We start from the raw sequence: 20385 nt of genomic DNA on the forward strand, positions 1-20385 counted from the left end.
CCGGTGGTCTACCGGCGGGCTATCGGTGGTCGCTGCCCGTGGAGTGGGACGCGGCGCGGCCGGCCTCCAGGCGGGCCACCGGGATGCGGAACGGGGAGCAGGAGACGTAGTCCAGGCCCACCTCGTGGAAGAAGTGGACGGATTCCGGGTCGCCGCCGTGCTCGCCGCAGACGCCGAGCTTGAGGTCGGGGCGGGTGGCCCGGCCCGCCGCCACCGCGTCGCGGACCAGCTTGCCGACGCCGTCCTTGTCGATCGTCTCGAAGGGGGAGACCCCGAAGATGCCCTTCTCCAGGTACGCCGTGAAGAACGAGGCCTCCACGTCGTCGCGGGAGAAGCCCCAGACGGTCTGCGTGAGGTCGTTCGTGCCGAAGGAGAAGAACTCGGCGGCCTCCGCGATCTGGTCCGCGGTGAGCGCGGCGCGCGGCAGCTCGATCATCGTGCCGAGCGCCAGCTTCAGGTCGACGCCGGTCGTCTCGATGACCTCCGCGATGACCTGCTCGGCCTCCTCGCGGACGATCTCCAGCTCCTGGACGGTGCCGACGAGCGGGATCATGATCTCCGCGCGCGGGTCGCCCTTGGCGGTCTTGCGCTCGGCCGCGGCCTCGGCGATCGCACGGACCTGCATGGTGAACAGGCCGGGGATGACCAGGCCGAGGCGTACGCCGCGCAGGCCCAGCATCGGGTTCTGCTCGTGCAGGCGGTGGACGGCCTGGAGCAGGCGCAGGTCGTTCTCGTTGGCGTCCTTGCGGGACTCGGCGAGGGCGACGCGGACCGAGAGTTCCGTGATGTCGGGGAGGAACTCGTGCAGCGGGGGGTCGAGGAGGCGGACCGTGACCGGGAGGCCGTCCATCGCCTCGAAGAGCTCCACGAAGTCCCGCTTCTGGAGCGGGAGGAGCTCCTTGAGCGCGTCCTCGCGCTCACCGTCGGCGTCCGCGAGGATCAGCCGCTCGACCATCTCGCGGCGCTCACCGAGGAACATGTGCTCGGTGCGGCACAGGCCGATGCCCTGGGCGCCGAAGCGGCGGGCGCGGAGTGCGTCCTCCGCGTTGTCCGCGTTGGCGCGGACCCGCAGGCGGCGTACCCGGTCCGCGTACGCCATGATCCGGTGCACGGCGGCGACCAGCTCGTCGGCGTCGTCGGCGCCCGCGTGCATGCGGCCCTCGAAGTACTCCACGACGGGGGAGGGGACCACGGGCACCTCGCCCAGGTAGACCTTGCCCGTCGAGCCGTCGATGGAGACGACGTCGCCCTCCTCGACGACGGTCTCGCCCACCGTCATCCGGCGGCGCTTCGTGTCGACCTCCAGGTCCTCGGCGCCGCACACACAGGTCTTGCCCATGCCGCGTGCCACGACGGCGGCGTGGGAGGTCTTGCCGCCGCGCGAGGTCAGGATGCCCTCGGCCGCGATCATGCCGTCGAGGTCGTCGGGGTTGGTCTCGCGGCGGATCAGGATGACCTTCTCGCCCGAACGCGACCACTTGATCGCGGTGTACGAGTCGAAGACCGCCTTGCCGACCGCGGCACCGGGTGACGCGGCGATGCCGCGGCCCAGCTGCTCGACCGACGCGCCCTCGTCGAAGCGGGGGAACATGAGCTGCGCGAGCTGGGCGCCGTTGACGCGCTGGAGCGCCTCGGCCTCGTCGATCAGGCCCTGGTCCACGAGCTGCGTGGCGATGCGGAAGGCGGCACCGGCGGTGCGCTTGCCGACGCGGGTCTGCAGCATCCACAGCTGACCGCGCTCAATGGTGAACTCGATGTCGCACAGGTCCTTGTAGTGCGTCTCGAGGGTCTCCATGATCTGCATGAGCTGGTCGTACGACTTCTTGTCGATCTGCTCCAGATCGGCGAGCGGGACCGTGTTGCGGATGCCCGCGACGACGTCCTCGCCCTGCGCGTTCTGCAAGTAGTCGCCGTACACGCCCTGGTGGCCGCTGGCCGGGTCGCGGGTGAACGCGACGCCCGTGCCGGAGTCGGGGCCGAGGTTGCCGAAGACCATCGAGCAGATGTTGACGGCCGTGCCGAGGTCGCCGGGGATGCGCTCCTGGCGGCGGTAGAGCTTGGCGCGGTCGGTGTTCCACGACTCGAAGACCGAACGGATCGCGAGGTCCATCTGCTCGCGCGGGTCCTGCGGGAAGTCCCGCCCGGCCTCCGTCTTGACGATCTTCTTGAACTTCGTGACCAGCTTCTTCAGGTCGGCGGCCTCGAGGTCGGTGTCGACCGCGACCTTCTTGGTGTCCTTGGCCTTCTCCAGGGCGTCCTCGAAGAGTTCGCCGTCGACGCCGAGGACGGTCTTGCCGAACATCTGGATGAGGCGGCGGTAGGAGTCCCACGCGAAGCGGTCGTCGCCGGACTGCTTGGCGAGCCCGGTGACCGACTTGTCGGAGAGGCCGATGTTCAGGACCGTGTCCATCATGCCGGGCATCGAGAACTTGGCGCCGGAGCGGACCGAGACGAGCAGCGGGTCGTCGGGCTGGCCGAGCTTCTTGCCCATCTTCTTCTCGAGGGCGTCGAGGTGCGCACTCACCTCGTCCCGCAGCTCGACGGGCTCCTCACCGCTGTCGAGGTACGTCTTGCAGGCCTCGGTGGTGATCGTGAAACCCGGAGGAACGGGCAGCCCGAGGTTGGTCATCTCGGCGAGGTTCGCGCCCTTCCCGCCGAGAAGGTCCTTGAGGTCCTTGTTGCCCTCGGTGAAGTCGTAGACGAACTTCACGCTCTCGCTCGTGTGAGCTACGTGGGGATCTTTGTTTTCCGACACGGGTCTCGACTCCTCGAGAGCTCGGTGGCTGCCCTGACGGCGAGGAACATACCCAGATCGAAGGCTCCTGGGTACGTCCACTTGTGCGTCATGCGGCCGTAACCACCCGTCCGCCGCTAGATCGAAAGTGACTGAGCGGTAGCCGAGATCTCGATCATTCGTTTAAGCCTTGAACGCGGACCCTCCCGGGAACCCTTAAAACGCTCACATGAGCGGCTGTATCTCAGATGTGAGTTCACCTCGTGAATGATCGAGCAGTGGCACTGAGTGCCACCCCTTGGAGAAGTGCAGCCGCCCGAAAGGCGCTCATCTGAGCGCAAGCCCTATCAGGGGTGGCGAGAATCACGCCGTTTGAGGCGGCCGGATGTCAGCATCCGGACCCCCTCAAGAGGGTCCGCGTGCAGCTCCAGAGGTCACCTCACCCTCCGGGCCGCCGGTGGAACCACTCGCGGACGTCGACGAGGAACGGAGTTCCGGACAGATCTCAGTCGTCGATCCCCGACCTCTCCACCCCCGCCACGATCCACCGCTGGAAGAACAGGAAAACCACGAGCAGCGGCACGATCGACACCGCCGCCGCCACGAACAGCACGTGCAGGCGGATGACCTGGGACGTCGTGAACGTGGCCAGGGCGACCTGGACCGTCCAGGCCTCGCGGTCCTGGCCGATGACCAGGGGCCACAGGAAGGAGTTCCACGCGCCGATGAACACGATCGTGCCGACCGCGGCGAAGACGGGTCGGGAGTTCGGGACGACCACGCGCCAGTACGTACGCCAGTAGCCCAGGCCGTCCACCCGTGCCGCGTCCTCCAGCTCCCTCGGGAAGCCCAGGAAGTACTGGCGGAAGACGAAGCACGCGAACGCCGAGAACAGGGTGGGGACGATCAGGCCGCGCAGGGTGGAGACCCAGCCGAGGGACGAGACCAGGACGAAGCTCGGGACGAAGGTGACGGCCGCCGGGACCATCATCGTGCCGAGGATGGCGTAGAAGACGTGGTCGGCGAAGCGGTAGGGGATGCGGGCCAGGCCGTAGCCCGCGAGGGAGGCGAGGACCAGGGTGCCGATCGTGGTCGCGACGGCGATGAAGGAGGAGTTGAGCAGGGCCCTGGCCATCGGGACCGTCGGGTCGTCGAAGAGCTCGGAGACGTTCGACCAGTGCAGCGTGGAGGGGAAGAACGTCCAGTCGGGGGACGTGATGTCGTCCTCGGACGCGAGGCCGTTGCGTACGAGGAGGTAGAAGGGGATCAGGAAGAGGAGCGCCAGGGCGATGAGGAGGGCGACGCGCAGGGCGCGGCCCGCTCTGACCAGGGCGTCGTCCGTCGACCTGTTGCGGGGTGCGGTCGCGGGACGTTTGACGGGTGCGGTCATGTGGGTCAGTCCTCCTTCCTGCCGAGGCCGAACCAGCGCGCCTGGCCGATCGTCACCACCGCGATGATCAGCGCGAGGAGCACGGCGCCCGCGCTGCCGAGGCCGAGGTTCTGCTCGCGGCCGAGCGCCGTGTAGTAGAGGTAGACGAGCGGCGGGCGGGCGTGGGGCGGGTAGCCGCTGGAGGTCGAGAGCAGGTTGTAGAACTCGTCGAAGGCCTGGAAGGCGTTGATGACGAGCAGCAGCGTGACGGCGACGGAGGTCGCGCGCAGCTGGGGGAGCGTGATGTGGCGCAGGACCTGCCAGCCTGGCCGGGCGCCGTCCACCGCCGCCGCCTCGTAGAGGGTGGGAGAGATGCGTTGCAGGCCCGCCAGGAACAGGATCATGTAGAAGCCGGCCTGGAGCCAGAGCCGTACGGTGACGATGACCAGCCAGTACCAGGGCGGGTCCGTCGTCGAGAGCCACGCCGTCTGGTCGGCGCCGAACCAGCCGAGGACGGTGTTGGCGAGCCCGAACCGCACCCCGTTGAAGATCGAAAGCTTCCAGATCATCACCGCCACGACGTAACTGCACGCCGCCGGCAGGAAGAAGACCGAGCGGAAGAACGCCTGGGCGCGGCGGAGGCGGTTCACCATCAGGGCGAGCGCGAGCGACAGGACGAAGGTCGTGGGGACGATGAACGCCGAGAACACCGCGAAGGTGACGAGGCTGTCGGTGAACGCGTCGTTCCGCAGCATCGACGTGTAGTTGTCGAAGCCGATGAAGTCGTCCGGCGAGACGGTGTTGTGGGCGTCGAAGAAGCTGAGGTACACGCTCCAGGCGAGCGGCACGTACGTGAAGAGGATCAGGCCCAGCGCGAACGGGCCGACGAAGACCCAGAACCAGAGGGTGCGGTTCTGGGTGCCGAGGAGCCGACCGGTGCGTGTGCCGGGGAGGCGGCCGGTGCGTCGCCGGGTGCCGGGGGCCCGGGCGTCGGCGGGAGCGCGGGTCACGACTTCTTCTTGACCCGGTCCAGCTCCGCCCGCACCTTGCGCACGACTGACCTGAGCTCGCTCGACGGGTTCGCGCCGGACTTGATGATCCGGCTCAGCGCGTCCTGGTACGCCGTACGGCTCGCCGGGGTCCACAGCAGCGGCTCGGAGTAGCCGTACTCGGTGGAGTAGCGCACCGCGTCCGCCGCCGCGCCCTCCTTCAGCCTGCCGGCCTTCTTCGCGAGGGAGAGCCTGGCCGGGATGTGGAAGCCGTACGACAGCGCGAAGTCCTCCTGGTACTCCGCCTTGTCGATCCACAGCCACTTGAGGAAGTCCTTCGCCTCCTCCTTGTGGTCGCCGCGGGCGCTCACCGCCGCGCCGTACGACCCCACGGGCAGCGAAGGCTTCCCGTCGGAGCCGTCGGCGGGCAGTGCGAGGACCCCGAAGTCGTCGCCCAGCTCCTTCTTCACGGCGGGCAGCGCCCACAGGCCGCACCACTGCATGGCGGTCAGCTCCTGCACGAACGCCGACGGGTCCGACCAGTCGGCGGGCGCGCCCAGCAGCAGTGACTTGTCGGCGTACAGCTGGCGCAGCTTGCCGAGGGTGCGGGCGGCCGCGGGGTCGTCGAAGCCGACCTCGCCGTCCTCGGTGACGGAGGACAGGCCCGCCGCGTACAGGGGCGTGACGCCGAGAGCGCCCGCGCCGCCGTCGTTGCCCAGGAAGAGACCCTTCACGTCCTTCGTGGTCAGCGCCTTCGCCGCGTCGACCAGCTCGTCCAGGGTCTTCGGCGGCTCCACGCCCGCGTCGTCGAGCAGACTCTTGCGGTAGTAGAGCAGGTGCATGTCGACGACCTGCGGGATCGCCCAGATCTTCCCGTCGTACGTCTTGGGGGCCAGCACCGCCGGGTTGAAGTCGTCCTTCACACCGTCGAACAGCTCGGTGAGGTCGACGACCTGGCCCTGCCGGATCTGGTCCAGGGACGGACCGTTGACCTCGAACACGTCGGGACCCGAGTCGGTGAGGAGCGCGGCCGCCGTCTGCTCGTCGTAGTTGCCGGGGCGCCACTGGACGCTGACGTTCGCCTTCTTGTACGCGGCCGCGTACCGCTTCACGGCCTGCTCGGTGCCCGGTTCGCCGTACTGGTGGTACCACTGCGCGAGTTGCGGGCCCTTGCCGCCCGAGCCGCCGCCGTCGCGCCCTGTGTTGGACCCGCACGCGGTGAGCAGCCCGAGGGCGGCTCCCGTCGCACCCGTCCCGAGAAGTGTCCTGCGGCTGATGGCCATGCTGGTCGTCCCCCTGCGTGACGTAGGTGTGTGCCGGGCCCAACGATCAACCATGCAGAGGGATTACGACAGGGGTGTTGCGGCCGAGTGTCGGCCCGCCGGGACTGCGTGAATCCGTCAGTACTCCGTAAAGGAGGACCCATCGTGTGTATGCACCACGTCAAGGACGACGCCGGGACCGCGCGGACGTTCTACGGTGCCGCACATGGGACACAACAGGACGAGACAGGGCGTCGTACGGGTCGGGGCGGGGGAGCCGTACGGGCCCGGGACCCCGTACGCGACCGTCTCGGACCGCGACTGGGCGCACGACGTACGGGCCGGAGTCTTCTGCGCACTCGCGCTCCTCGGGCTCGTCCTCCTCATCGACTGGGCCAACGGAACGCTCGGTCTCGTCCGTGTGGCCTGCCTGTGGGTGCCGCTCTCCGTGCTGCTGTACGCGGTGCTGCACCCGGTGCGGGTGACGGCGGGCCCCGGCTGGCTGGCCGTACGGGGCCTCGGCCGCCGCAGGCACGTCTGCACCTGCCTCCTCACCGCCGTGCGCTACAGCGAGGGCGTCGCCGCGCGCCTCGTCCTCGGCGACTCGCTGGGCAACCGCGTCGAGCTCGACCCGCAGATCCTCGTCGACAACCCGCTGCTCCTGCACCGCCTCGACACCGGGGCCCGCTCCGCGCTGGAGGCCGGGCTGCTGCGGACCGGCCACGTCGAGCTGCGGCGGCTCATCGCACGCGCCGACAGCACGACGGCGCGCGGCGTCTTCGAGGCGTCCGACCTGCACTGAGAGGGACCTTCGGCCCTGGGAGCGGCCGGGCGGGCGGCGGACCGTGGACCCATGGACATCCCGCGTTCCGAGGACACGACACCCGCAGCCCGTGTCACAGTCGTACGTGTGGACATCACGACCCGCGCCGACCTCGACGTGCTCCTGCGCCGCTTCTACACGGCGGCCTTCGCCGACCCGCTGATCGGCCCCTTCTTCACGGAGATCGCCGGCACCGACCTCGACGCGCACATGCCGCGCATCACCGACTTCTGGGAGCGCGCGCTCTTCCGCTCCGCCGAGTACCGCCGCAACGCGTACGCGCCGCACGCCGCGCTGCACTCCGCCCGCACCCTCACCGCCGAGCACTTCGGCCGCTGGGTGCAGCTGTGGCACGCCACGATCGACGGACTGCACCGGGGGCCGAACGCGGACCGGGCGAAGGCACAGGGCGAGCGGATCGCGGTCGCCATGCTGCGCCGCCTCAACGGCAAGGACGCGTCGACGGAGGGCGAGGGCCCCGGATTCATCCCGCTGGCGGCGCTGGAGCTGCGCGGGGCGGCCTGAGGCACACCGGCCACACCCGGCACCGTCCGGCACACCCGGCGCCGCCCGGTACACCAGGCACACCGGGTGGCTCAGCTCTTCAGGCCCTCGTACCGCACCCCCGTCAGCCCCTCGGACGCCGCCCACAGCCGTTCCCCGGCCACGTCGTTGCGCGTCCACTTCGCCCGCCAGGACCGCGTGGGCGCCCCGCGCCAGCCGAGCGGGCCCGGGCCGATGAACGAGTCGGGCCGCACGCCCCGCGCCGTCGCCGCGTACAGCGTGGGCAGCGCACCGGCCGCCGCGGACTGCGCGACGAAACGGTTGCCGAGTTCCATGAAGCGTTCGACGCCCCTGCGGCCCTCCATCCTGGGGCCCGCGCTCTGCAGGTTGGTCGAGGCGTAGCCCGGGTGGGCGGCGGCCGCGACGAGGTCGGCGCCGGTCGCGGCGAGGCGCCGGGCCAGCTCGTGGGTGAAGAGGAGGTTGGCCGTCTTGGAGCGGCCGTACGCGACCCAACGGCGGTAGTGACGCTCGCTGTTGAGGTCGCCGATGTCGATGTTGGCGAGCGCGTGCAGGCCGGAGGAGACGGTGACGACGCGCGCCCCGGGGGTCTCCATGAGGCGGGGGAGCAGCAGCCCGGTGAGGGCGTAGTGTCCGAGATGGTTGACGCCGAACTGTGTCTCGAAGCCGTCGGCGGTACGGCGGTAGGGGAGCGCCATCACGCCCGCGTTGTTGACCAGCAGGTCGAGGCGCGCGCTGTCGTACGCGTCCGCGAACTGTCGTACGGACGCCAGGTCCCCGAGGTCGAGGGCGCGGAACTCGGCGTGTGCGCCGGGCACTTCGCCGATCAGCCGCCCGACCGCCGCGCCCCCGCGCTCCTCGCTGCGGCAGGCGAGGACGACGCGGGCGCCGCGGCGGGCGAGTTCGCGCGCCGTGACGTAGCCGATGCCGCTGTTGGCGCCGGTGACCACCGCGGTGCGGCCGCTCTGGTCCGGGATGTCGTGCGCGGTCCACGCCGCCATGGCAGGGCTCCCTCGTCCTCGGCTTCTCGTCCACCGTTGCTTACTCGACAGTAAGTCGAGGGAGGGAGCCTACGGCAGGGGGCCGCCGGTCAGGCCGCGGCGCCGCCGTCGATCACCAGGTCGGCGCCGACCACCGAGCCCGATTCGTCGGATGCCAGGTACAGCACCGCCGCGGCGACCTCCTCCGTCGTCGACACGCGGCCGAGCGGCGTCGTGTCCTTCATGCGGGCCGCGCGGTCCGCCTCGGTCTCGCCGGGCCGGAACGACATGGTGGTGTCGGAGGAGCCGGGGCTGACCGTGTTGATGCGGACACCGTCCCGGATGTGCTCGGCGGCGGCCGCGCGGCTCAGCGCGGAGACGGCGGCCTTGGTCGCTCCGTAGGCGGCCGTGCCCGGCGTGCTGGTGTGTGCGCCGAGGGTGGAGCCGATGTTGACGACGGTGCCGCCCGTGGGCTGCGTGCGCATCTGCTTCACCTCGGCCTGGAGGGCGAGCAGTACGCCGGTGACGTTGATGTCGAGCATCGTGCGCCAGTCCTCCTCGGGCAGCTCGGCGACCGGCTGTCCGGCGCGCAGGACACCCGCGTTGTTCACGGCGACGTCGAGGGAGCCGAAGCGGTCGACGGTGGCGGCGACGAGCGAGGCGAGGTCGGCGGAGCGTGAGACGTCGGCGGTGACGGCGAGTGCCTTGCCGCCCGCGGCCTCGATCAGGTCCGCGGTCTCCTTCAGGGGGCCCGCGGTGCGTCCGGCGACGACGACGTTCGCGCCCTCGGCGGCGAGGGCGAGCGCGATGGCGCGGCCGAGGCCGGAGCCGCCGCCGGTGACGAGGGCGGTGCGGCCGGCGAAGCGGGAACGGGAGGCGGGAGCGGTAGCAGTCATGACGGGCTCTTTTCTTGACCGATCGGTTCAATATGAGGGCAAATGAAAGACGGCTGTGCGGGGGGCATGCGAAAGGGGCGGTCGGCGGTCGGTGGCCCGTCAGTCGAGCAGGGTCAGCGCCTGCTCCACCGCGTCCCGCACCCGTGCCGGGTCCTTGGAGGCCTTGCCGACCACCCGCAGGCCCTGCATCAGGACGAGCAGCATGCGGGCGAGCGTCAGCGGGTCGCGGTCCTCGGGCAGCTCGCCCTGCGCCTGCGCCCGGACGAGCGCGGAGTGCAGGAGGGTCTCGATGTGGTCCCAGCTGCGCTCGACGCTCCGGGCCGCCGCCTCGTCGTGCGCAGCCAGCTCGGCCGCCGTATTGGTGACGAAACACCCGGTGAGGCGGCCTCCTTCAGCCGTCGACTCCGCGCCGAAGCGGTGCACCACCGCGCGCACGGCGGGCAGCGCCGGGCCTGGCTGGGCCAGCTCCGAGAGCAGGAGCGGCTTCTGGATCTCGCCGTACCGCTCCAGTGCCTTCAGGTACAGCTCGTGCTTGTTCCCGAAGGTCGCGTAGATGCTGGCGCGCCCGATGCCGAGCGTCTCGACGAGGTCCGCCATCGACGTCGCCTCGTAGCCACGCCGCCAGAACAGCTCCAGGGCCGACTGCAGCGCGGCGTCCGGATCGAATTCCTTGGTCCTGGCCACGAGGCAACAGTAGGTCGTTCTGGAACGACCGGTCAAGCAACCCGTACCGGATGCACCGCGACCGACACCTCCTCGTCGTCCAGGCACCGCCCCGTCTCCAGGTCGAACCGCTGCTTCAGGAGCGGCGAGGCGACGAACGGCCGCCCCCGCTCCGTCCCGAGCAGTCCCCGCGAGAGGACCGCGGCGCCCGTGAACGGGTCACGGTTGTCGATCGCGTACGCGCGGCCCTCGCGGTCGAGGAAGAGCGCGGCCTGCCTGCCGTCGGGCAGCAGGGCCGCGAGTCCCCGGCCCGGCACGAGCTGCGTACGGTCGCAGATCTCCAACCAGTCCTCTTCGAGGCGGAGTTGAATGCTGACGGAGGTCGAGCCGCTCATCGCGTGGCTCCTTCCAGGGGGCGGGGTCCGATGGACAGCAGGGGGAGGTCGGGCTTGATCTGGTCGCGCTCGGGGACGAAGCCGACCGTGGGGTCCGGCACGCCCGGCGCGTTCACGAAGGAGACGAAGCGCGCGAGCCGCTCCGGGTCGTCCAGGGTCTCGGCCCACTCGTCGCGGTAGTGCGTGACGTGCGCGGCCATCAAGGACTCCAGCTCGTCGCAGATGCCGAGCGAGTCGTGGACGACGACGTCGCGCACGTGGTCGAGGCCGCCGTCGATCCGGTCCAGCCAGGCGGCGGTGCGCTCCAGGCGGTCCGCGGTGCGGATGTAGAACATCAGGAACCGGTCGATGAGGCGCACCAGTTCGGCGTCGCTCAGGTCCTGCGCGAGCAGGTCCGCGTGGCGCGGGGTCGCGCCGCCGTTCCCGCCGACGTACAGGTTCCAGCCGCTCGCCGTGGCGATGACGCCGAAGTCCTTGGACTGGGCCTCCGCGCACTCGCGGGCGCACCCGGACACCGCCGACTTCAGCTTGTGCGGGGCGCGCAGCCCCCGGTAGCGCAGCTCCAGGTCGATGGCCATGCGCACGGAGTCCTGCACGCCGTAGCGGCACCAGGTCTGCCCGACACACGACTTCACGGTGCGCAGCGCCTTGCCGTACGCGTGGCCCGACTCGAAGCCCGCGTCCACCAGGCGGGTCCAGATGATGGGCAGTTGCTCGACGCGCGCGCCGAAGAGGTCGATGCGCTGACCGCCGGTGATCTTCGTGTAGAGCCCGAAGTCCCGCGCCACCTCGCCGATGACGATCAGTTTCTCCGGTGTGATCTCGCCGCCGGGGATGCGGGGCACCACCGAATAGGAGCCGTTCTTCTGGAGGTTGGCGAGGAAGTGGTCGTTGGTGTCCTGCAGTGCGGCCTGCTCGCCGTCCAGGACGTAGCCCTTCGCGCCGATGGACGGCGCGAGCGACGCGATGATCGAGCCGACCGCGGGCTTGCACTCGTCGCAGCCCTCGCCGCCGCGCGCCTCCTCGCGGCCGTGCCCGTCGAGCAGCTCGCGGAAGGAGGTGACGCGCAGGGCGCGCACGATCTCGTACAGCTCCTGCCGGGTCTGCGCGAAGCAGCCGCACAGGCCGTCGTCACCGCTCTTGGGCAGCAGCTGCCCGATCACCTTGAGGCAACTGCCGCAGCCCGTACCGGCCTTGGTGCACTTCTTCACCTCGGGCAGGTCGGCGCAGGCGCAGATGGCGTCCTTGGTGACGTTGTGGCAGTTGCAGATCACCGCCGAGCCGGGGAGCGCCTCCGGGCCGAGCGCGACGGGCGCGCCCGCGCCTGCGGGCAGCACCAGCTGTTCGGCGGGTACCGGCGGCACGGTCCCGGTCAGCGGCCGCAGCACCCCGTACTGCTCCGCGTCGCCGACGAGGATGCCGCCGAGCAGCTCGCCTTCGGGCGACATCACCAGCTTCTTGTACGTTCCCGAGCGCGAGTCCGTGTAGACGACGTCGAGGCAGCCCTCCGCCGCGCCGTGCGCGTCACCGAACGACGCGACGTCGACGCCGAGGAGCTTCAGCTTGGTGGAGAGGTCGGCACCGGTGAAGCTCGCCTCCCGGTCGGCGATGTCGGCGGCCGCGGTCTGCGCCATCTCGTAGCCGGGCGCGACCAGGCCGTAGACGCGGCCGTCCGCCGCGAGTGCGCACTCGCCGATCGCGTACACGTCCGGGTCGCTGGTGCGGCACCGCTCGTCGACGGTGATGCCGCCGCGCTCGCCGACCGTCAGGCCGTGGTCGCGGGCCAGCTGGTCACGCGGGCGCACGCCCGCCGAGAACACCACGAGATCCGTGGCGAGTTCGCTTCCGTCGGACAGCCTCATGCCCGTCACGGTGCCGTCGTCGCCGGTCACGATCTCCTGCGTGCCGGTGCCGGTGTGCACGGTCAGACCCATGCCCGTGATGGTCCGCAGGAGCGCGGCGCCGCCGCCCTCGTCGACCTGCACCGGCATCAGGCGCGGCGCGAACTCCACGATGTGCGTGGCGAGTCCGAGCCCCTGGAGCGCGCCCGCCGCCTCCAGGCCGAGCAGTCCGCCGCCGACGACCGCGCCGGTCGTCGCGTGCCGCTTCGCGTACTCCTCGATGGCCAGCAGGTCCTCGATGGTGCGGTAGACGAAACAGCCCGTCGCGTCCTTGCCGGGCACCGGCGGCACGAACGGGTAGGAGCCGGTGGCGAGCACGAGCTTGTCGTACGTGAAGACGGCGCCCGAGCGCGCGGTGACCGTCCTCGCCTCGCGGTCGAAGCTCTCCGCCGCGTCGCCCACGTACAGCTCGATGCCGTGCTCGTCGAGGAACTCCCGGTCGGTGAGGGAGAGTTCGTCGGGCGTGCGGCCCGAGAAGTACGAGGTGAGCTGCACGCGGTCGTAGGCCGGACGCGGCTCCTCGCACAGCACCACGATGCGGTGGCTCGACGTGAGGCCCTGCGCGACGGCGGCTTCGAGGAAACGCTGGCCGACCATGCCGTGGCCGACGAGCACGAGGGTGGGGCGGGGGAGCGGGTTCGTTGGCATGTCAGCGGCCTCCGTCGTGAGAGAGCAGGTGGAGCAAGGGGCTGTCGTCGTCGGGCAGCGGGTCGTCGGCCTCCCAGGCGCGGGCCAGCGCGCCGACCGCGGCGAGCTCGCCGAGGAGCACACCGCCGACCAGGCGGCCGCCGCGGACGACGACCTTGCGGTACGTGCCGCGCGTGGCGTCGGCCAGCTGGACGACGTCGTCGTCGGGACGCGGCTCCGGGTCCCCGAAGGCCGCGAGGTCCAGCGGGCCTGGGCCCGGCAGGGTGAGGCGGGTGAGGGTGCGGGTGCCGGTGTAGGGGCGCGGGGCGGGTCCGTCGGCCGGTCCGCGGCCGGGCGCCGCTGCCCGTTCCGCCAGGAGCGCCGCGGCGAGCGCGTCGGCCTGCTCGACGGCGGGCGTCGCCAGGCCGTACACACGGCCCGCGTGCTCCGCGCAGTCCCCGACGGCCCGGATGTGCGGGTCCGACGTCCGCAGCAGGTCGTCCACGACGACGCCACGGCGCACGTCGAGCCCCGCGGCCTGCGCGAGCCCGGTGCGGGGCCGCACACCGCAGGCGAGGACGGTCACATCGGTGTCCAGCAGATAGCCGTCGGCGAGTTCGACGCGGCGCACCGCCCCGTCGGTGAGGCCGACCCCGCGCACCCGGCACTCGGTGTGCACCTCGACGCCGAGGTCCGTGAGGTGGCGCCGCACCAGCTCCGACGAGGCCGGGTCCAGCTGCCGCTCCATGAGCCGCTCGGCCTGCTGGGTCAGGACGACCTGGGCGCCGCGCACGGCCAGGGCGCGGGCCGCCGAAACCCCGAGGAGGCCGCCGCCGATGACGACGACGCGGACACCCGGGCCGACCGCCGCCGACAGGGCGAGACAGTCGTCCATGGTCCGGAACGCGTGCACGCCGCCCGGCAGTTCACGGGCGCCGGGCGCGAACAGGCCGCGCAGCGGCGGAAGCACGGGGTTCGAGCCGGTGGCGAGGACGAGCGTGCCGTACGGGACGACGCTGCCGTCCGCGCAGTGCACGCGGCGTTCGGCGCGGTCGACGCGGACCGCCCGGGTGCGGAGCACGGGGCCCGGTGGGCTCGGCAGGGCGATCACGTCGGGTCCGTACCGGCCCGCGAGGACCTCGGCGAGCAGGACGCGGTTGTACGGGGCGTGGTTCTCCTCGCCGATCATGACGGTGCCCGCGCCGAGACGCTGCGCCACGCGGGCGCCCGCAAGGCCCGTGCCGATCACCACGGCACCGTCGGCCGGTGCGGCGCCGGGGGCGGTGCCGGCGGCTGTCGGCTGCGCTGAGGAGGTCATGCCGTGAAGCCTGCGGTGCCGGTGTTACCCGGCAGGATCGGCCCTGTTTCCCCGGGGGAACGCTGCCCTCAGCGGGGGCGGGGAACGGCTGTGAGGGCCCGTTGCTTAACCGCCGTTGAGCCGATCCTCAAGGCTGCCTTAAAGAACCGTCGGACGCCGTTGACCAGCGGATTCCGGGCCCTCACCGCGCCTAGTGTGCCGCCGTGACCACCGACGCAGCCGACCCCCGACTCGACGCGTACCCGGCCCTCGCCGCGTACCTGCGCCAGATGGACGCCCCGCTGGACCAGGGCGTTCCGCCGATGCCCGAGGAGCCGCCGCGCACGTCGTCTCGTACGTCCCGGCGCACGTCGTCGCGTACATCACCTCGTACGTCACCCCGTACGTCACCCCGCGCATCGTCCGCCCCACCCGCCCCCCTCCCGCCCGTCCGTATCTCGCCCCGCACCCTGCACACCGGCATCGTCAACGGCGTCCTCGGCGTCACCGCGATGTGGGCCGTGCAGGCGGGGCCGTCCGCCCGGCACGACGTGCTGTTCGCCACCGGGGCGCACCTGACGGGGCTGCTCGCCGGGTACGGCATCCTCGTCATGCTGTTCCTGATGGCCCGCGTCCCCGCCGTCGAACACGGCGTGGGCGCCGACCGGCTCGCGCGCAGCCACGCACTCGGCGGCCGGTACGTACTGAGCCTCTGCGCCGCCCACGCCCTCCTCGCCCTCTGCGGATACGCCGTCCACGCCGACGCCGACCTGCTGCACGCCACCCTCGACCTGCTCGGCTACCCGGGGCTCGCCGCCGCCACCGCGGGCACCGCCCTCCTCGCCGCCGTCGGCGTCACCTCCGCCCGCGCCCTGCGCCGCCGCGTCCGGCAAGAGACCTGGCGCGCCGTGCACCTGCTGACCTACCTCGGCGCCGCCCTCGCCTTCGCGCACCAGCTCGCCGGTCCCGACATCGCGGGCGGCGTCCTCTCCCTCGGGCTCTGGTCGCTGCTGCACGCCACCGTCGCCGTCCTCCTCGTCTGGTACCGCGTCGTCGTACCCGTGCGGCAGGCGCTGCGGCACAGCCTGCGCGTCGTCGGCGTACGCGACGAAGGGCCCGGCGTCGTCTCCGTCGTCGTGCGGGGCATCGGCGTCGACGAACTGCGCGCGGAACCCGGACAGTTCTTCCGCTGGCGATTCCTGCGGGGCGGGCTCTGGCACACCGCGCTGCCCTTCTCGCTCTCCGCGCCCGTCCGCGACGACACCCTGCGCATCACCGTCAAGGCGGCCGGCGACCACACCCGCCGCATCCGGCGCCTCAGGCCCGGCACACGCGTCCTGGCCACCGGCCCCTTCGGCGCGCTCACCGCGCACCGGCGCACCCGGCGCAAGGTGCTGCTCCTCGCGGGCGGCGTCGGCATCACCCCGATGCGGGCGCTCTTCGAGACGCTGCCCGGCGGACCCGGCGACCTCACCCTGCTCTACCGCGCGGGCAGCGCCGAACAGCTCGTCCTCAGGGAGGAGCTGGAGGCCATCGCGCGGAGCCGGCAGGCGGGGCTGCACTATCTGCTCGGCCGCTCCGACGCGTCGTTCGACCTCCTGGCCCCGCAGACCCTGCGCACCCTCGTCCCCGATCTCGCCGACCACGACGTGTACCTGTGCGGCCCGCCCGGCATGTCCGCGGCGGCGACCACGGCGCTCGTACGGGCGGGCGTTCCGGAGGACCGCATCCACACGGAGTGCTTCACGTTCTGAGAGCGGCCTTCACCTCAATCACCCCGAGTTCGAGAAAGCAGGTCATGGGACGCCACCGCAGACCCGTCGCCCCCGCCAAGGGCCCCACCCTCCAGGCCCGCAGGAAGCTCGCCGCGGGGCTGGCCGGGGCGAGCGCGCTCGTCGCCGCGGCCCTCGCCGTCGCGGTCGACCCGGCGGCACCACCGGCCCCGGACCGCCCCTCGGCGGGCGTCCCCGCGCCTCAGGCCGCCCCATGATCGCGGGATAAGGTCGCGATCATGCCTGACATATCGCTGACCACGGTCGTCGTCCTCTGTCTCGCCGCCCTCGCGGCCGGCTGGATCGACGCCGTGGTCGGCGGCGGGGGACTGCTGCTGCTCCCCGCCCTGCTGCTCGGCCTGCCGGGCGGCACCCCGGCCGCGCACGCCCTCGGCACGAACAAGGCCGTCGCGATCGTGGGGACGACGGGCGCCGCGGTGACGTACGTCAGGAAGACACCCGTCGACGTGCCGACAGCCGTTCGCATCGGCCTCGCCGCGCTCGCCGGGTCGATGGGCGGCGCGTTCTTCGCGGCAGGGATGAGCACCGACGTGCTGAAGCCCGTGATCATGGTGGTGCTGCTCGCCGCCGTCGGCGCTTTCGTGATCCTCAAGCCCGCCTTCGGCACGGCGCCCGCCACCGGACCGGCGTCCCCGAAGCGGATCCTCGCCGCGATCGGCCTCGCGGGCCTCGGCATCGGCTTCTACGACGGGCTCATCGGGCCCGGCACCGGCACGTTCCTCGTCCTCGCCCTGACCGCCGTACTCCACCTCGACCTGGTCTCGGCCTCCGCGACCGCGAAGATCGTGAACTGCTGCACCAACGCGGGCGCCCTCGCGATGTTCGCCTGGCAGGGCGCGGTCCTGTGGCAGCTGGCCGGTCTCATGGCCGTCTTCAACCTGGCCGGCGCCATGTTCGGCGCGCGCACCGCCCTGAAGAAGGGCAGCGGCTTCGTCCGCGTCGTACTCCTGACGACCGTCTTCGGCCTCGTGGTGAAGATGGCCTACGAGCAGTGGTTGTAGGACCTCAGCGGGACCTCAGCGGAACCTCAGCGGACCGCGGTGAGGTGGGCGAAGACGACCACGTTGCCCTGGTAGCCCGTCTGCTTCGAGTACGTGCCGCCGCAGGTGATGACCCGTAGTTCCGGCCGGGACGCGGCGCCGTACACCTTGTCGTCGGGGAAGTCCGCCGCGTCGTACACCTCGTTCGCGTGGACCGTGAAGACGGCGACGCTGCCGTCCCTGCGCTCCACCTCGATCGTGCGGCCCTTCTGCAGCGCGCCCAGCTCGTAGAAGACGGCGGGCCCCTCCTTGTTGTCGACGTGGCCCGCCACGATGGCGGTGCCGCGTTCGCCGGGCGTGGTGCCCGCCTCGTACCAGCCCGCGAGGTTCTTGCGCTCCGGCGGCGGCACGTCGAGGCTGCCCTGCCTGGTCAGGCCGAGGCCCATCAGGGGAGTGTCGACGCCGATCGCGGGGATCCGCACGCGGTCGGGTGGGGACGGGGGGAGCGGGGTCGTACCGTGCTCGGACACCGAGGGGGCCGTGGCCCGTGCGGACTGTGCGGCCTGCGCGGCTTGTGCGGCGGACGGCTGGGGCGGCGGGTGCGAAGCGGCGCCGCTGCTCAGCAGCCACGCCCCGGAACACAGCGCCACGGCGGTGACCGTGCCTATGACGGCGTTGCCGGCCCTCCGGCCCGCGCCGGATCGGGTACGTGACCGTTCGCGGAGGCGCGTACGCAGGCGCGTGCGGAGTCGCGTACCGGTTCGCGTGCGGTGCATACGGCAACCTCCTCGGGGTCGGGCGGGCCGGTCCCCTCGTCCCCCTCCCCGCCCGCGAGGGGACACGGGCCGGGAGGGGGCGGGGGCGGCGGTACCGGTGGACAGCGGAGGGTGTCCGTCAGATCCTGTCGCCTCTCGCCCGGCGATGCAGGAGCCAGGTACCGCCCGCGGCGGCGACGGCCAAGGCCGCCACTCCCGCCGCGGTCTGCACGGGGTCGGGGCCGAGTGCGCCGCCGACCCCCGTCTTCACGTGCCCCTTGGGGAGCAACTGCTGCGGCCGTTCACCCGCGGCGGCGGCGGTGGAGGTGATCGTGACCATGAGATCGCCCGCGATCCGCTTGTTCTTCGCACCGGAACCGCCGGACCCGGAGCACTTCGCGACGATCTCGTACGTGCCGGGCTGCGCGGACGGCGGTACCTCGAACCGCCCCACGGCGGTCTCGCCGCCCTCCGGACGCGTGCCCGGCGCCATCGTGAACGCCCCCGCGCCGACCGCGCTCGCGTCGCCGGCCGCCGTCCCGCCCGGGCCGCACGCGGTGGTGTGCACGGTGACGGTGGAACCGGGGGCGACGGTGGCGGGGCGGATCTCCAGGCCCCCGGCGGGCGGGCCGGGAGCGGCGGCCGCGGGGACGGCCAGAGCGCCCGCCGCCACGGCGAGAGCGGTACCGGTCAGCAGACGGGCGTAGCGCATGTGGTCGTTCCTCCGAGGGCCTTCGTACGGGCACGGCCCGCGGCACCCCCAAGTGCCGCTGCGTCGGTCGAACCCCGCTCTACCGAGGTAAGTGGCACTCGGCGGCCCACGCCTCCTGATGAGGCATCAGAAAGCCGGTGTGCGGGCGCCTCCTGATGCGGCGAAAGGAACGTTCCAGCAGGTCACCGGCGTGCCGAGGGCCTGTGCCCGAAGGGTGCGCGGCGCGCCTGTGAATGGGTGACCCGGGCGCGTGGCGCGGGCTTCGCGCCCGGCCGCCCCGGCCGCCCCGGCCGTCAGACGGTGTCCCACGGCACGTCCTCGTACGCCCCGGCCACGCGCGCCATCAGCTGCTCGTCGACCCCGTACGCGACGTCGTCGATCCGCCGCACGGGACGCACCCCCCACGCGTTGGTGAGGAAGGCCGCCCCGTACGAGGGGAGGTCCGCGAGGGTCACCGGGGCGTGCCGGGTGGGCAGCCCCGCGTCGGGCAGGCGCGACCGGACGAGCCGCATCGTGATGCCTGCCAGGTGCGGTGCGTCCGGCCACACCACGCCCGTGCCGTCGAAGAAGGCGATGTTCGTGACGGCGCCCTCGCTGATCTCCCCGCCGGGACCGGTGAGCAGCACCTCGTCGAAACCGTCGCCCCGCGCGAGCTCCGCGTGGCGGGCCTGTCCGAAGCCGCCCAGGTGCTTGATGTGGGCGAAGGGCCGCTGATACGCCACGGAACGCAGCGACTGCGCCCGCTCCTCCATCGTGGCGGGCAGCTCCGTGGGCGGCCGGACGGTGACCAGGTGGGACGGCTTCCCGTCCGGGGCGTGGACGTAGACCCGTACGGACGCGTCGGTGATGTCGTCGCGCAGGATGTGCCGGACGAGACCGCGCACGTGCTCCCCGTCGACCCCGTGCCCGAACAGCTCGCGCGTGGCCGCGTCGAGTCGCGCCAGGTGAAGGTCGAGGCCGCGCACCTTGCCGCTCCTCACCTGCATCGCGGTGAAGTGCCCGGTCTGGACGAGGGCGGGCCACAGCAGACTCTCGACGGTCGCGGGCCGCCCGTCGACCTCGACGCGCAGTACCGGTGGGGGAAACTTCATACGGACACGTCTTCCTGTTCCTGGCCGTTCTCCGGAGCGGCTTCGTCCTGGTCCTCCGAAGCGGCCCCGCAGGACCCCGTGGCGCACGGAACCCGTTTCTCCACGAGGCGCCGCGGGCCGGGGCCGCGTGAACCCAGCGTGTCCCACGTGTTGGACAGCGCGCACCGGGACAGGGAGAGGCAGCCGCAGCCGATGCAGTCGGTGAGGTTGTCGCGCAGCCGTTGCAGGGTCCGTATCCGGGCGTCCAGGTCCTCGCGCCAGCACTCGGAGATCCTCGCCCAGTCCGCGCGGTTCGGCGTACGGTCCTCGGGGAGCAGGGCGAGCACCTCGCGGATCGTGGCGAGCGGCATGCCGAGCTGCTGCGAGGTGCGGATGAAGGCGACCCGGCGCAGGGTGTCGCGGCTGTACCGGCGCTGGTTGCCGGACGTGCGGCGGGACTTGATGAGGCCTTCGGTCTCGTAGAACCGCAGGGCGGAGGGGGCGGACCCGCTGCGTGCTGCGAGCTCGCCGATGGTGACTTCCTTGGCTTTCGGTGCGAGGCGGTGCGTCATGCGGTCAGCGTAGTGAGAGCCGGTCCGTGGACCGCCGTCGTTCGC

The 20385-nt window shown here is 71.9% G+C and carries 19 protein-coding genes; 5 read left to right on the plus strand and 14 right to left on the minus strand.

Annotated elements, in window-relative coordinates; translation table 11 throughout:
- Positions 1-19: 19 nt before the first annotated feature.
- The 4 genes from ppdK to AC07DO_RS02955 all read right to left on the minus strand — a co-directional run bounded on the left by ppdK (position 20) and on the right by AC07DO_RS02955 (position 6375).
- The gene (ppdK, locus tag AC07DO_RS02940) at positions 20-2755 is read right to left on the minus strand and encodes a pyruvate, phosphate dikinase (protein WP_479056569.1); all 2736 of its coding nucleotides are present in this window, start codon (positions 2753-2755) and stop codon (positions 20-22) included.
- Between the two features lie 484 nt (positions 2756-3239).
- The gene (locus AC07DO_RS02945; protein WP_479056570.1) at positions 3240-4124 is read right to left on the minus strand and encodes a carbohydrate ABC transporter permease; all 885 of its coding nucleotides are present in this window, start codon (positions 4122-4124) and stop codon (positions 3240-3242) included.
- Between the two features lie 5 nt (positions 4125-4129).
- The gene (locus AC07DO_RS02950) at positions 4130-5113 is read right to left on the minus strand and encodes a carbohydrate ABC transporter permease (protein ID WP_479056571.1); all 984 of its coding nucleotides are present in this window, start codon (positions 5111-5113) and stop codon (positions 4130-4132) included.
- Entirely contained in the window at positions 5110-6375 is a 1266-nt protein-coding gene (locus tag AC07DO_RS02955; RefSeq protein ID WP_479056573.1) for an ABC transporter substrate-binding protein, read from the minus strand. Before AC07DO_RS02955 ends, AC07DO_RS02950 begins: the two co-directional genes overlap by 4 nt.
- A gap of 205 nt (positions 6376-6580) precedes the next feature.
- Here AC07DO_RS02955 and AC07DO_RS02960 point away from each other — a divergent pair, with 205 nt between their 5' ends.
- Positions 6581-7156 (plus strand): hypothetical protein, encoded by a 576-nt coding sequence (locus AC07DO_RS02960; RefSeq protein WP_479056575.1) that lies wholly within the window; start codon positions 6581-6583, stop codon positions 7154-7156.
- 108 nt (positions 7157-7264) lie between these two features.
- The gene (locus AC07DO_RS02965) at positions 7265-7702 is read left to right on the plus strand and encodes a group III truncated hemoglobin (RefSeq protein WP_479056577.1); all 438 of its coding nucleotides are present in this window, start codon (positions 7265-7267) and stop codon (positions 7700-7702) included.
- Positions 7703-7773: 71 nt separating this feature from the next.
- Here AC07DO_RS02965 and AC07DO_RS02970 read toward each other — a convergent pair whose 3' ends face one another.
- The 6 genes from AC07DO_RS02970 to AC07DO_RS02995 form a co-directional block, all read right to left on the minus strand.
- Positions 7774-8700, minus strand: coding sequence for an oxidoreductase (locus AC07DO_RS02970; protein WP_479056578.1), 927 nt, complete (start codon positions 8698-8700; stop codon positions 7774-7776).
- A gap of 89 nt (positions 8701-8789) precedes the next feature.
- Positions 8790-9575 (minus strand): SDR family NAD(P)-dependent oxidoreductase, encoded by a 786-nt coding sequence (locus tag AC07DO_RS02975; protein WP_479056579.1) that lies wholly within the window; start codon positions 9573-9575, stop codon positions 8790-8792.
- A 99-nt stretch (positions 9576-9674) separates the two neighbouring features.
- Positions 9675-10259: a TetR/AcrR family transcriptional regulator gene (locus AC07DO_RS02980; protein ID WP_479056581.1), complete on the minus strand. Its 585-nt coding sequence runs from the start codon at positions 10257-10259 to the stop codon at positions 9675-9677.
- Positions 10260-10291: 32 nt separating this feature from the next.
- Positions 10292-10633 carry a nitrite reductase small subunit NirD gene (gene nirD, locus AC07DO_RS02985; protein ID WP_479056583.1) on the minus strand — a complete coding sequence of 114 codons (342 nt, stop codon included), beginning with the start codon at positions 10631-10633 and terminating at the stop codon, positions 10292-10294.
- Positions 10630-13182: a nitrite reductase large subunit NirB gene (gene nirB, locus AC07DO_RS02990; protein ID WP_479056585.1), complete on the minus strand. Its 2553-nt coding sequence runs from the start codon at positions 13180-13182 to the stop codon at positions 10630-10632. The genes nirD and nirB overlap by 4 nt, the downstream gene beginning before the upstream one ends.
- A gap of 1 nt (position 13183) precedes the next feature.
- Complete coding sequence (locus AC07DO_RS02995; RefSeq protein WP_479056587.1) at positions 13184-14479, minus strand: NAD(P)/FAD-dependent oxidoreductase; 1296 nt, start codon at positions 14477-14479, stop codon at positions 13184-13186.
- Between the two features lie 491 nt (positions 14480-14970).
- Between AC07DO_RS02995 and AC07DO_RS03000 the strand changes: the two genes are divergently transcribed.
- From AC07DO_RS03000 to AC07DO_RS03010, 3 genes are read left to right on the plus strand one after another with little or no spacing between them, the layout of a single operon-like run.
- Positions 14971-16212 (plus strand): ferredoxin reductase family protein, encoded by a 1242-nt coding sequence (locus AC07DO_RS03000; protein WP_479057506.1) that lies wholly within the window; start codon positions 14971-14973, stop codon positions 16210-16212.
- Positions 16213-16256: 44 nt separating this feature from the next.
- A complete protein-coding gene (locus tag AC07DO_RS03005) occupies positions 16257-16448 on the plus strand; it encodes a hypothetical protein (protein ID WP_479056588.1) in 192 nt (63 codons plus the stop codon).
- Between the two features lie 21 nt (positions 16449-16469).
- Entirely contained in the window at positions 16470-17252 is a 783-nt protein-coding gene (locus AC07DO_RS03010; RefSeq protein WP_479056589.1) for a sulfite exporter TauE/SafE family protein, read from the plus strand.
- Between the two features lie 26 nt (positions 17253-17278).
- On the opposite strand, the gene AC07DO_RS03015 is transcribed toward AC07DO_RS03010, so the two are convergent.
- From AC07DO_RS03015 to soxR, 4 genes are all read right to left on the minus strand, one after another.
- Positions 17279-18007 (minus strand): class F sortase, encoded by a 729-nt coding sequence (locus AC07DO_RS03015; protein WP_479056591.1) that lies wholly within the window; start codon positions 18005-18007, stop codon positions 17279-17281.
- Between the two features lie 118 nt (positions 18008-18125).
- A complete protein-coding gene (locus AC07DO_RS03020) occupies positions 18126-18698 on the minus strand; it encodes a hypothetical protein (RefSeq protein ID WP_479056592.1) in 573 nt (190 codons plus the stop codon).
- 293 nt (positions 18699-18991) lie between these two features.
- Positions 18992-19789: an aminotransferase class IV gene (locus AC07DO_RS03025; protein ID WP_479056593.1), complete on the minus strand. Its 798-nt coding sequence runs from the start codon at positions 19787-19789 to the stop codon at positions 18992-18994.
- The gene (soxR, locus tag AC07DO_RS03030; RefSeq protein ID WP_479056594.1) at positions 19786-20340 is read right to left on the minus strand and encodes a redox-sensitive transcriptional activator SoxR; all 555 of its coding nucleotides are present in this window, start codon (positions 20338-20340) and stop codon (positions 19786-19788) included. Before soxR ends, AC07DO_RS03025 begins: the two co-directional genes overlap by 4 nt.
- Positions 20341-20385 lie beyond the last annotated feature (45 nt).

The sequence above is a fragment of the Streptomyces sp. NPDC045678 genome, from assembly GCF_056432085.1.

Excerpts from the sequence above, each read along its gene's own strand:
- AC07DO_RS02945 (WP_479056570.1), bottom strand. The coding sequence starts at position 4,124 with ATGACCGCACCCGTCAAACGTCCCGCGACCGCACCCCGCAACAGGTCG.
- AC07DO_RS02955 (WP_479056573.1), bottom strand. The coding sequence starts at position 6,375 with ATGGCCATCAGCCGCAGGACACTTCTCGGGACGGGTGCGACGGGAGCC.
- AC07DO_RS02960 (WP_479056575.1), top strand. The coding sequence starts at position 6,581 with ATGGGACACAACAGGACGAGACAGGGCGTCGTACGGGTCGGGGCGGGG.
- AC07DO_RS02970 (WP_479056578.1), bottom strand. The coding sequence starts at position 8,700 with ATGGCGGCGTGGACCGCGCACGACATCCCGGACCAGAGCGGCCGCACC.
- AC07DO_RS02975 (WP_479056579.1), bottom strand. The coding sequence starts at position 9,575 with ATGACTGCTACCGCTCCCGCCTCCCGTTCCCGCTTCGCCGGCCGCACC.
- nirD (WP_479056583.1), bottom strand. The coding sequence starts at position 10,633 with ATGAGCGGCTCGACCTCCGTCAGCATTCAACTCCGCCTCGAAGAGGAC.
- nirB (WP_479056585.1), bottom strand. The coding sequence starts at position 13,182 with ATGCCAACGAACCCGCTCCCCCGCCCCACCCTCGTGCTCGTCGGCCAC.
- AC07DO_RS02995 (WP_479056587.1), bottom strand. The coding sequence starts at position 14,479 with ATGACCTCCTCAGCGCAGCCGACAGCCGCCGGCACCGCCCCCGGCGCC.
- AC07DO_RS03000 (WP_479057506.1), top strand. The coding sequence starts at position 14,971 with ATGTGGGCCGTGCAGGCGGGGCCGTCCGCCCGGCACGACGTGCTGTTC.
- AC07DO_RS03005 (WP_479056588.1), top strand. The coding sequence starts at position 16,257 with ATGGGACGCCACCGCAGACCCGTCGCCCCCGCCAAGGGCCCCACCCTC.
- AC07DO_RS03010 (WP_479056589.1), top strand. The coding sequence starts at position 16,470 with ATGCCTGACATATCGCTGACCACGGTCGTCGTCCTCTGTCTCGCCGCC.
- AC07DO_RS03015 (WP_479056591.1), bottom strand. The coding sequence starts at position 18,007 with ATGCACCGCACGCGAACCGGTACGCGACTCCGCACGCGCCTGCGTACG.
- AC07DO_RS03020 (WP_479056592.1), bottom strand. The coding sequence starts at position 18,698 with ATGCGCTACGCCCGTCTGCTGACCGGTACCGCTCTCGCCGTGGCGGCG.
- AC07DO_RS03025 (WP_479056593.1), bottom strand. The coding sequence starts at position 19,789 with ATGAAGTTTCCCCCACCGGTACTGCGCGTCGAGGTCGACGGGCGGCCC.
- soxR (WP_479056594.1), bottom strand. The coding sequence starts at position 20,340 with ATGACGCACCGCCTCGCACCGAAAGCCAAGGAAGTCACCATCGGCGAG.